This window comes from Candidatus Jordarchaeum sp., assembly GCF_052745115.1.
Genome location: NZ_JBRAKS010000116.1, coordinates 1 through 11,255, shown reverse-complemented (window position 1 = coordinate 11,255; position 11,255 = coordinate 1). Strand labels below are relative to the sequence as shown.

Below are 11,255 nucleotides of genomic sequence, written 5' to 3'. Positions count from 1 at the left end.
CGCTCAAACTGGTGGTGGCGAGGGCGTGGTTAGGCAGCGTTTAAGTCGTGGTCCGCCTTTGGAAGGAAACCTTTGCTTTGCCCAGCGGTGGTTCCTTTTAGCGGATTTTTGTTCTCCACGCTGATTGTCGGCTTGGTTCTCGTGGGCAGGGTTGTAGCCTTGTATTGGACGTCTCTGTGGATGTTTAGGTTCACGATTAAAGTCTAAGAATGGTATTATTTATCATTAAATCTTTCTACTGCTGTAAACCCTATCCGAAGAACTATTTAAGAATGAAAAACGTTTGAAATTTTTCATTCTTGGCTGGCAAGTAGGCCTAATATTTTATGCTTCTTAAGAATTTTTCTTTGCCATCTACTTCCTTCAGGGTGATTTTCATGGAATCGTCTTTTACGTTAATAATAAAATAGGCCTGTGATATTCTGGCTCTTACGTATCCGGTGCATGCGGTTCCACATGTTATTACCATTAGGTTTTCTAATTGCCAAGTGTAAGGTACATGTCTATGACCGCAGAGTGCAAGGTTTACTTTATTAGACACCAGTGTTGCCAACACGTCTCCAGCGTCGATAAGCTCGTTTCTTTCCATGCCTGTTCCCGGAACCGGGATTAAATGGTGATGCACTAGAACAATTCGGAAATCCTTCTTTTCCACTCTACCGAGATTCTTGCTGAGCCAGAGATATCTATCTCTTCCCAAATAACCCTCGTCATTGTCCGGGAGAGTGCTATCCACTCCCACCACGGTCACATTTCCCAGATCCAAAACCTGGTTTGCCTCGCCAAAATACTCCTCAAAATAAATGTAACCAGTAGACCGAGTATCGTGATTACCTGGGATTACAACAGTCTTGGCCTTGAATTTATCAATGTAATCCTTGGCTTGCTTATATTCTCTCTCAAAACCAGAATTAGTGAGGTCTCCAGTCAAAGCAACCAAATCCGGTGACAAACTGTTAACTTCATCAATGCATGTTTCGAGCTTTTCGGGCATAAACTCACCAGAGCCCACATGCAAATCGGAGACATGGGCAATCATAAATTCCAACACCATACACCGTCCTTACATTTCTTCTATCTATCCATCATGTTTTATTAATTTCTTATCTAATTTAAATTTCTGAATAAAAGAGTAAAAAAATAATACTTTAATTCTGTTTCGTGGAGTGGATTTTTAAAATATATTTAATTTGGCATCACTTGAAAAGCGTGAATTTTTTTTAAAAAATTCTGTTCATACAAATCATAACTTTTGCATACACCATAAAAAGTAGGACTTAGAGTTAAAAATTCTTTATCTAAAAAAGGGTGAAAGGAAGTCTTAACCCTTTTTGTGCCATTTTATTTATGATGCTTATGGCTTAGCTTTGTTTTTTATGCCGGTTTAATTCCTTCAACTTTTATACTAACAATGGCGCTGCCGAATTCTTTCACGGTCTTCAATGGTAATTTTAGATCTTCAACCGGATAGAGAACTATTTCTAGGGGGAGAGTGGTTTCATCTACGATTTTGATGTCCTGAAATCCTGCATTTTTTATAAGCTCAATGTATTTATCCTTCAATTCAGCGCCGGATACGCAGCCGATATACGCGTTTACATTGTTCTTTATAGAGTCTGGCAATTCCTTCAGTAAAACCATATCTGAAATCATGAGTCTTCCCTTGGGTTTGAGCACTCTGAAAGCTTCCCCAAAGACTCTGGCCTTATCCGGTGAGAGATTTATCACACAGTTTGAAATAATCACGTCCACCGAATTATCTGCCACAGGCAGATTCTCTATCTCTCCCAGACGGAACTCTACATTCTTGTAGTTTGCTTTTCGGGCGTTTTCTCTCGCTTTTTCCACCATCTGCGGCGTCATATCCACGCCGATAACTTTTCCCGTCTGACCAACCCTGTGAGCTGCGAGGAAACAGTCGAAACCAGCACCGGCCCCCAAGTCGAGAACAGTTTCCCCTTCTTTCAGAGAGGCTAGAGCGACGGGGTTGCCACAACCGAGACCCAGATTCGCCCCTTCAGGAACCGATTTGAGCTCTTCTTCTGTGTAACCCAAAAATTTACTAATATCTTGGGTTAAATCACTACTTCCACAGCAGGTACTTGGGGTTGCAGGAGCACAGCAGGAACTCCGCTCCTGAGCTATCTTAGCGTAGCCTTCTCTTACAACTTTTTTTATTTCATCCTTCTTTACTTCTTCCATTTTAACTGCCTTCTTTTTCATCGGTTTTATTTTTTCTAGGTTGGGAAATTGCTGAACTTTTTTATTGCGATATTTCCTTGATTCTCTAATCAAGGCTCATGATTTATCTCAGTACCTCTTTCATTACCGGTCCAAGCATGTCCTTTACCATCTCTGTCAGATTTTCAACTTTGATTAAACAGATACAGCATACCTTCCCTCCTCTTTCAAAGCTAACAACCGCTAATTTATCCTCGGGCTTGATCTTTGTCTCTAACTTCCTTAGGAAGAACCATCTGACCTCTCTCATCTATGTTTACGATCGCTTCGACTTTACAGCAGCCAGATTCACCTTCTTTTGGCATGAAACATGAGTTATTCGGTTCTTGGACCATTTTCAATACCTCAAAAAAACTGTTGTTTACAGTAACTTTAAACTTTTATGAAAAATCAGTAATTTCTGAATATTCCCATAAATAAGAAGCTTACACCAATACCACTACATATTTTAGATACAGTGTTTAAGATACAGGTTTTTGCTATGTTAATTAGATTTTTTTCAATATATTTTGATATTCGTTTTCAATAAATTCAATGAATTCCATGGTTTTAGGATCCAAGGATGCATTAACTCAATGAAATTGCACGTCATGTACGGAAAGAAATTGAAAGAATTTTATAAAAAAGAGTTAATTTAAAATTTCTCAAATAATTACATCGACAACTAGGTGGGTTGCGCAAGAAACGCAGGGATCGAAGGTTCGTATAGCCATTTTCGCGTCTTCTTTCAGTTTCTCAACATCCTGCTTGTTTTGATAACTTTCTCTACATGTTTGTAATAATTTTTGATCAATAGCTGATAGGTTGAATTCGGTTGGAGTAATAATAGTGGCTGCTTCAACCATGTTTTTGTTGTTTACATGATACTGATGTATTAGTGTTCCTCGGGGAGCCTCTACAACTCCGATGCCTACTGTTGAAACAACTTCCTTGAAAATAGGTATTTCAAATACTTCTGTTATTTCTGGGTCGTTAAGTATCAGTATGGCATCGTACATTGATGCGAGTATCTCTATTAGTCTTAGGAAGTTTGAGTAAAGTAGACTTTCTTTCCAGCCGTTGGGTACCTCATCCAGTAGGCTGTGTACTTCGTAGACCCCGTATCTTTCCACTATCTGGTTTCTAGCTACTGGTCCTGTTAATAATGGTTCTCCCCCGTTCAGATTAATTTGAATTCCCTGTGCTTTTTTCTCGATATTAACGAACTTGGAATATTGCTCCGGTTCAAAATCTGCTAAAACCTTTTTACCCTTAATTATGCGGAATTTTCCTTCGTATAAGTTGAAGTTTCCGCCTTCATTTAACGCCATGAATGAAGGATCTTTCATATTGAAGAGTTCTGGTGGTTTACCGATTTTGTTCATATATTCTAAGAGTTTATCTATTATTCCTCTGACTATAGTGGTGCCTCTTCTAAGATTGGACTGTAATCCCAAAACTTCTTTTTCAGTTAATTTTTTGGAGATTCCACCGATTAGACTGGTTACCGGGTGGGGCACTCTTCCTCCAATATGGTCTAGGAGTTCGTTTCCTATTTTAATTACTCTGAACATTTTGTCAACTAAGTCGGGTTCGATTTTTGAAAACTGTTGAATTCCATATCTTTCATGATTATTTTCGGATATGGATATAATGTCTGGAAAAGCGAAGTAGAAGAAGTGTAGTGCGTGGGATCTTACCAGTTCACCAATTAAGAGTAGTTTTCTCATTAGGATAGAGGGTTTTGATGGAGTAATATCGTAGATTTTTTCCAAGGCTTTGCAGGCAGCTATAGCGTGTGCAGAGGAGCAGAGACCACAAATTCTTGAGGTGATTCGGGGAACATCCTCTACAAGTTTACCTTCTAAAATTTTTTCAAATCCTCGAGGTAGATACATATCAAAATTAGCGCTCGAGATTTCCCCATCCTTAATAAATACTGTTATTTTACCATGGCCCTCGATTCTAGTTACGGGCTCAATTATTCTCTTCATTTCTTTCACGTCCTAGGGCGGTAAAGCCTGAATATGACTCCCTCATACTTTTTTAGTTTATCAGATAGTTCAAGTGTTGAGAGAAAGTTTATCACATTTGCAGTGTAATCTAAGCCTTCGGGTGGGCCCATGCAACCTTCACAGGGTAGTCCCATTTTGATACATTTTGCGTCACAGCCCTCTCGGGTTACAGGTCCGAGACAGAGTACGTTTTCATCAAGAAAACAGGTATTAGGAAATTGTTCCGGCTGTATTTTATCAACCCTGATTGTTTTGAATTTTTCCAGAGCTGGTCTTAAATCGCAAACTGCACATAGGTTCCTATTAGCCTTGGGAAGAGCTCTTCCCTCGAGTAATGAGATTATGGACGTGCCCAGAACATTTTCAGGTGGGGGGCAGCCCGGTATACCGCCATCGATTTCTATGATTTTCGATATAGGTTCTTTTCGACTACTGTGTGATAGGCTCTCTATTCCTCCAAACATGGCACAGGCACCGAGTGCAATTATTTTTTTAGAAGATTTTCGCAGTTTCTTTAGCAGTTCTTCCTCGTCTTTTTGGGTAACGCATCCTTCCACCAGAGTAATGTCGGAGTATTCTAGTTCTTCGTCTTCTTTTATCGTTGTAGGATATGAATCTTCAATGAATGGAAAATAAACCAGTTCCGCCGATTTTACCAGATTAAGAAAAACATCTAAAGATACTAGGGTGGAAATGCAGCCGTTGCAAGAGTTGAGTGAAACTACTGATAATTTTAATTTCATGCCACCATCTCCGACAATTTATTATGCATTCGATTAACTATCTCAGCGAACCTATATCCTTCTACTGCGTTAAGTGAGGAAATAACTAGTTTATCTTCTATCTTGGGGATTCCCACATCTTTCAGTATTTTGATTTTTTTCTCCAACTTGTTAATACCATCTATGTACCTGCAGGATCCATGTTTGCAACCTACCACGAGTACTCCGTCGAATCCTTGTTCCAGTGATTTTAAGATAAATTCGGTGTCCACTCTACCGGTGCAGGGTACCATCTCTATGAAAATATTTGGGTTGTACTGTATTTTCTTTAAACCAGCCTCATCTGCTGCTGCGTACCCGCAGTGCTCACAGCAAAAGGCCATAATCTTCGGTTTATGACTATATTTACTGTAAACCTCTATGGATTTCAGAATTTTTTCTCTGGTTTCCACATTCATCTCCAGTGCCTTTGTGGGACAAATACTCACACACACTCCGCAACCCTTACACTTGAAATCGTCAATGACGATCCTATCATCCTCACATGATATGGCGTTAAAGGGGCAGATAGATACACATAGTCCGCATAGGCCACATCTCTCATAGTCAATTTCTATCCCACTGATATCTGCGAGTAGGTAGTCCTTGGATAGCAGCGAAATTACTTGAAGAGCTACATCATTTGACTCCGCTATGGTTGTGTGATAATCTTTGGGACCGGTAACGGTTCCGCATCCATATATACCAGAGCTCAGAGTTTCTTTCGACATAAATCCATTATCGTCGAACGCGAAGTCCAAGGTTTTACGAAGCTCCGAGAGATCTTTATTCGGAACCATTCCAATGTTTAGAATTATCAGGTCTGATTCAAAGTTTCCTTTATCAGTATTGATAATTTTTCTGTTACCTTCATTTTTTATCTCTAATATTTTAACCGAGTGCACTTTATCCGGGAAATTAATTAGTGCTAACCTATTTTCCGGTACCATCTCATTGTCAATTAAAATCTCAACTTCACAGTCAGAAAGTTTCTCTCGAATCATTTCTAAATACTTTCTTGACAGAATATAGCAATAGTCTGAACTAAGATGTTGGTTGCCCACATTTTGAATAATTGAAATTTTTTGTGGCTCCTTTCCATCAGACAATTTAATAAGGTTGCCTTGGGTTGGGCCGTCTGAGGCCAGGATTCTTTCAAACTCGGCCGAAGTAATAATGTCATTACTGGGGTTATGATTATATTTTTCTAGATCTTGGTAAAGGTCAGAACCAATCGCCAGAATTTTTGCTCCCACTTTTATAGTCATTATAGTAGGTTTCTGGTCAAGGTTTATGGCTTTATTCAAGCAGGCCCGTTCACAGACCCGGCATTCTCTACACTTCTCAATATCCTCTTCATCTATGGTTGCAGAATAAGGATAAGCGTTAACGAAGGGAATGTAAATTAGCTTCCGCTCGTCCAACCCATACTCGTACTCGTTTTTCTTGGTGATTGTGCAGATGCTCATGCATCGTTTACAGCCAGTGCACTTATCCTCATCCACATAACGTGGTTTCCGAACCAGCTCAATTGTGAAGTTTCCCACACTTCCTGAGACATTTAAAATCTCGGTGTTAGTAAAAATCTCTATATTTTTCTCCTGCACCAGGGAGAGAATCTGTTCAGAGAGGAAACAGGAGGCACAGTCCAAAACGCCCTCAATCTTGCTCCATCTAGCAACCTTTCCACCTAGGGTAGGCGACTTTTCAATAATATAAACCTTCAATCCGGCCTCCGCCAGCTTTAAAGCCAGGTTCATACCAGCAATTCCTCCGCCCATAATGGCCACACTTTTCTGAACCTCAACAGTTTTGGTTTTAATTTCTTTCTGAAGAATAACCCTTTCAACAGCGGCTTCGATTAGTAGTCTGGCTTTTTCTAAGGCTTCCACGGGTTTTTTAGAATTCACCCAGCATAACTGCTCCCTGATATTGGCAAAGTCAATGTTGGTTATGGGAATGAGATTCTCAAATATGCGGTAAAATATGTGAGAGTGTGTTCGGGGGCTGCACGCAGCAATAACAACCTTATTGATGAAATTATCCTTAAACCATTTCTGAATCTTTTTTTGGTTCTTTTCCTGGCACAGATTATCAAAAACCGCCACCGATACCACATTATTAATTCGGGAGATGCGATTCTTAAGCGACTCTACGTTAATGGGCTGTTCAACTTCCGATCCGCAGGTACAGATGATTATCCCCACTCGGCTTAATTCCGTTTTTCTGGTTTCAATCTTCTCTACCTCTTCACCGGAGAGTATTTTCTCATTTAACTCCATTATTCTGATAATTGTTTTGCCGTCCTCTGAGAGCCTGTAAGCCTTTCCATCCTTAGTGATCAGGTTTCCCAGCTTTGTCAGGTGGAAGTTTAACTGCCCGGTGGTTTCAATATTTAGTTCTTTTAGTAGATCTGAGTACTGCATGTACCCCTCTTTTTCCAGTAGTAGTAGGATTTTTCTTCTAAGGGGGTGGCCTAAAATATTGTACAAGTCTATGGGTATCACCACGTTGATTTTTTTCACCAGATTAACACGAGAATTTTATTACTTAATAAAAATTTTCATAAGTTAGGACTGACAAATTAAATTGTCAAACTTATTATACTTATTGTCTTAAAAATTGTAATAGTCTGATTACTAAAATTGACTTTTCAGATAATCAAAAAAATAAATTCTAATTGTCAAAAAAATTCAATTTTTCCTATTTTTATCTCGTTAATCCATAATTTCTTTGACAATAAAAATTGTCTAAATATGGAAAAGACAAGTTCAGATTAGTTTTAAATTTTAATCCCCTCCTATAGTTTAATCAGAGAAAAAAATTGGAGGAAAAAAAATGGAAGAATTAGAAGTAAAAAAATTGCGGAAAAAAACCCTCACCGTGGTATTATATGAAGAGGGAAACTCCAAAGAGGTCAATTCTCACGATGATTGCTTCACCGAACAGGCTGATAACCCGATAGTAGACATGCTACTAAATTATCGGCCCGATTTTGTAACCGCTGAAAAAAACTGCATGTACAGTGCTGATGGGCAAAATGTGAAAATGGAAGAGTTCAAAGAATTCGGGGTTCCACTCTTCAGGTTAGGAATACCCAACAATGCGAGAATGTATATGGAACAAGAAATAGATGATGTGAGAGAAGAAGTAAAAGAATTGAAAGAAGAATTAGAAAGATACCTAGCTAAGGATCCAGAAAACGCTAATACCTACAAGGGTCAAAACATGAAATCTCTAATAGAATTCTACGAGAAAGAAGCTGATGAAAAAGAGAGATACATGAACACTGAAGTTATGGCTAGATGGATAGTCAAACAGATGGTTGACCTAGCCAACGAAGTTCCGGAAAAGGAAGTAACCTGCATACATGTTTCATCCACACATCTATTCCTAGAATTAGCAAAACAAATGAACGAGGCAGGATTTGTGGTTCTGCCAATAAGGGTAAATGCTCAAATGGAACCGGATGAGTTGATGCACTAAATTAAAAATTAAAAATTTTTTTATGGGAGGTTGAAAAATGGAAGTATTGGAATTAGAGCCACTGAAGGGACAGAAACTAAGATTAGTTATGGTGGAGAGCGAGTACGAGATCGACTGGCACCTGATGGAGCCTCCCGCCTCCCAAAAAGACTTTTTCTCAGAACTGAGAATCATGTCCCGGGAGTACCGAGACTTCATAGACAAGATGGCTGAGGAGTATGAGCCCGACTTCTGTGTTGAGGAGCGGGGCACTAGAAGCGATGAAGAATTTCTCTATGACAATCCTCTAGTTGATGTTTTCAAAAAGCGTGGAATTCCTTATGGTTATGTTGATATCTCAGATAACGCCCGCGACTATATCTGGTCCACCATGAGCTGGAAGCAGGAGCTGAGAAATGCTCTGAAGAACCAGATCGCGAGAGTCATCGCCAAGAATCCTGAAGCCAAAAAGAGTGATGAACACTTTCTAAACCTAGTTACCTGGGGTCAGTACTTCGAACAAGAGCTACGGGAAAATGAAGATGACTTGAAATTTAGGGTTCGCGAAGCCTGGATGATGATGGGGATCCTGGACCGGGCAAGAGAGTCTAAGAAAAAAAATGTTACCGCCATGTTCATATGCGATCCGCGTCACACCGATGGAGTATCGAAGCTTTGCGCTGATCTAGATGTGGATTTGGTCACCGTTAAGGTGAAAAAGGAAGTAAAGAACCCGGAAGAAACCACCGAGCTATCTAATTTTCTGAAATCCAACCATGTGGAAGTAATACCCATAGTGGTGAAGAAGAAGGAGCAGAGACAACACATCTTATACTTCTTAGACACGGATCAACACGCGAGCCCCTTTGACATGAATATGGCATACGATGCCGGGTTCGACGTTGTGATTCCTCTGGGTGGAGTAACGGCAGACCAAGCCCAGAGACTAGTACAAGACATAATATTCTCCCGAGGTCCTAAAGGAGCGAAATACACCGCAATATTTGTTGGTGGGAGCAACGTAAACCAGGCCCAGGAGATATTTGAGAAAGCCGTTAAATCCTTAGTACCGCCCTTCGAGGTCCCCGTAATATTTGATCCCAGAGGAGCCTGCACTACTGCGTCGGCTCTGGTCGCCAAGGCAGAGGAAGCCGTGGTAACCCTGAATCTAGGCGATGTTGAAAAGATGAAAGTAGCGGTCCTAGGCGGAACAGGACCAGTAGGAAGATACGCCTGTGTACTAGCGGCAAAACTGGGATGCAAAGTGTACATGGTGGAAACCTGGTCCGGAGCCAGTAAAGACTATGTTAAAGCTGTGGCCGCTGATCTAAACGCACAATTTGATGTGGAAATCAAAGGGGTGTTTGCTCCCAACAAAGAGCAATTAATGGCTGTAGTGCAAGACGCCGATATGGTGTTCTCCGTGGCGAAAGCGGGCGTACAACTTCTATCCAAAGAAGATGTAGACCGCCTAAGACCGGGAAAAGTGCTCCTAGACGTTAACGCCGTACCCCCACTGGGAATTGAAGGACTCGATAGAAACGATGATAAGAAAGAGCTGAAACATGAAGTTTACGGCACCGGCTCACTAGCAATTGGGGCGCTTAAAAGACAGGTTGAGGAAGCACTACTAAAAAAGGCTAAGGAGGCCAAAGGAAAGGCAGTCTTCGATCAACTAGCCGCATTTGAGACTGCAAGAGAGTTTCTGCTGGGGAAATCAGCCGCCCCTAAGGCTGGTTGATTTCTCTCTCTCCTATTCCCTTTTTTATTTTTGAGTAATTATTTTTGAATTTTGTTGGGCAATTTTTGTTCTGGTTTTTTGGTTATTTCCTGTTCTTATTATTGCTGACCACTTTACTGATAAGATTTTGGAATGAATAGACAAATAGAGTTAGGAAAATGGTGGAGAATATTAATTTATTTATAGTGTCTGAAAACAAGGTGTTGAAATATATATTACCAACTGGGGAAAAGACCTGTATCATTCCGCATGAAAAAGCTAATCTTAAACTTTCGAGTGTATCATATGTAAGAAACTTGTAGGATTGGAGTAGAATAATGAACCCTGCTATCAGAATTAATAATTAACCTACGCGACTATAAGTCATCACCATTCACCTTTTTTATTCTTAATGAAGGAAATTTGGGAATACTGTGAGTTTAGTACATACTAAATTCCAAAGCTTTTATCTCTTTGATAATTATTTCATTTATATATAAGAATTCAGTAGATTCTGATTAAAAAAATTTCAGCTCTCTTTCTATATTTTTCCTGGCGCTTTCTGAAAATACTTTTTTCTGAAATTCTTAAAATTGGCTAGAAAAGAAAATATTTAAATAAAAACTTTTGGAGAATAATTCGAATAAATGCGCTACAGATTAACTGAATTCGTTGGGAGAAATAGAGGAGGATTCGGTGTTCATAGATATTTTCTTTATACTATTTACATATTCCGCGATTTTATTATTCTGTTATTTCTAAGGTATCTTAAATTCTCCCATGAGAGATTAGTGAAAAGGGAAGGGTGTTATTTATGACTATTGATATTGTTCGTGCCCTTACCTTAGATTATGAAAAAGTGTGCGATAGGCTTTGTGATTTTATTAAAAATTCTCTAAATCTGTTTGAAAAGGATGGGGTGGTTATTGGTTTAAGTGGAGGAATTGATTCGGCGGTTACTGCTTCTCTTTGTGTCAGGGCCTTGGGTCCCGACAGGGTTCTGGGTTTAATTTTGCCTGAAAGGGTTTACAACAGTAGGAAGATTTAATACTAAATAATACCATATATGGCTAT

Annotated in this window: 9 protein-coding genes and 1 pseudogene; 3 read left to right on the top strand and 7 right to left on the bottom strand. The window is 39.6% G+C overall.

What is annotated here, in order from left to right; genetic code table 11:
• Positions 1-29: 29 nt before the first annotated feature.
• The 7 genes and pseudogenes from ACUVXA_RS09880 to ACUVXA_RS09850 all read right to left on the bottom strand — a co-directional run bounded on the left by ACUVXA_RS09880 (position 30) and on the right by ACUVXA_RS09850 (position 7,521).
• Complete coding sequence (locus ACUVXA_RS09880) at positions 30-194, bottom strand: hypothetical protein (protein ID WP_445871092.1); 165 nt, start codon at positions 192-194, stop codon at positions 30-32.
• Between the two features lie 122 nt (positions 195-316).
• Positions 317-1,054 carry a metallophosphoesterase family protein gene (locus ACUVXA_RS09875; RefSeq protein ID WP_445871091.1) on the bottom strand — a complete coding sequence of 246 codons (738 nt, stop codon included), beginning with the start codon at positions 1,052-1,054 and terminating at the stop codon, positions 317-319.
• A gap of 320 nt (positions 1,055-1,374) precedes the next feature.
• On the bottom strand, positions 1,375-2,202 hold the full coding sequence (locus ACUVXA_RS09870) for an arsenite methyltransferase (RefSeq protein WP_445871090.1): 828 nt from the start codon (positions 2,200-2,202) through the stop codon (positions 1,375-1,377).
• Between the two features lie 103 nt (positions 2,203-2,305).
• A pseudogene (hgcC, locus tag ACUVXA_RS09865) lies at positions 2,306-2,576 on the bottom strand (HgcAB-associated protein HgcC).
• Between the two features lie 309 nt (positions 2,577-2,885).
• Positions 2,886-4,214 carry a Ni/Fe hydrogenase subunit alpha gene (locus ACUVXA_RS09860; protein ID WP_445871089.1) on the bottom strand — a complete coding sequence of 443 codons (1,329 nt, stop codon included), beginning with the start codon at positions 4,212-4,214 and terminating at the stop codon, positions 2,886-2,888.
• A gap of 5 nt (positions 4,215-4,219) precedes the next feature.
• Positions 4,220-4,978, bottom strand: coding sequence for a hypothetical protein (locus ACUVXA_RS09855; protein WP_445871088.1), 759 nt, complete (start codon positions 4,976-4,978; stop codon positions 4,220-4,222).
• A complete protein-coding gene (locus tag ACUVXA_RS09850) occupies positions 4,975-7,521 on the bottom strand; it encodes a hydrogenase iron-sulfur subunit (RefSeq protein ID WP_445871087.1) in 2,547 nt (848 codons plus the stop codon). The genes ACUVXA_RS09855 and ACUVXA_RS09850 overlap by 4 nt, the downstream gene beginning before the upstream one ends.
• Positions 7,522-7,834: 313 nt before the next feature.
• Between ACUVXA_RS09850 and ACUVXA_RS09845 the strand changes: the two genes are divergently transcribed.
• The 3 genes from ACUVXA_RS09845 to ACUVXA_RS09835 all read left to right on the top strand — a co-directional run bounded on the left by ACUVXA_RS09845 (position 7,835) and on the right by ACUVXA_RS09835 (position 11,229).
• Complete coding sequence (locus tag ACUVXA_RS09845; RefSeq protein WP_445871086.1) at positions 7,835-8,482, top strand: hypothetical protein; 648 nt, start codon at positions 7,835-7,837, stop codon at positions 8,480-8,482.
• Between the two features lie 37 nt (positions 8,483-8,519).
• Positions 8,520-10,202: an NAD(P)-dependent methylenetetrahydromethanopterin dehydrogenase gene (locus tag ACUVXA_RS09840; RefSeq protein WP_445871085.1), complete on the top strand. Its 1,683-nt coding sequence runs from the start codon at positions 8,520-8,522 to the stop codon at positions 10,200-10,202.
• A gap of 793 nt (positions 10,203-10,995) precedes the next feature.
• Entirely contained in the window at positions 10,996-11,229 is a 234-nt protein-coding gene (locus ACUVXA_RS09835) for a hypothetical protein (protein ID WP_445871084.1), read from the top strand.
• Positions 11,230-11,255 lie beyond the last annotated feature (26 nt).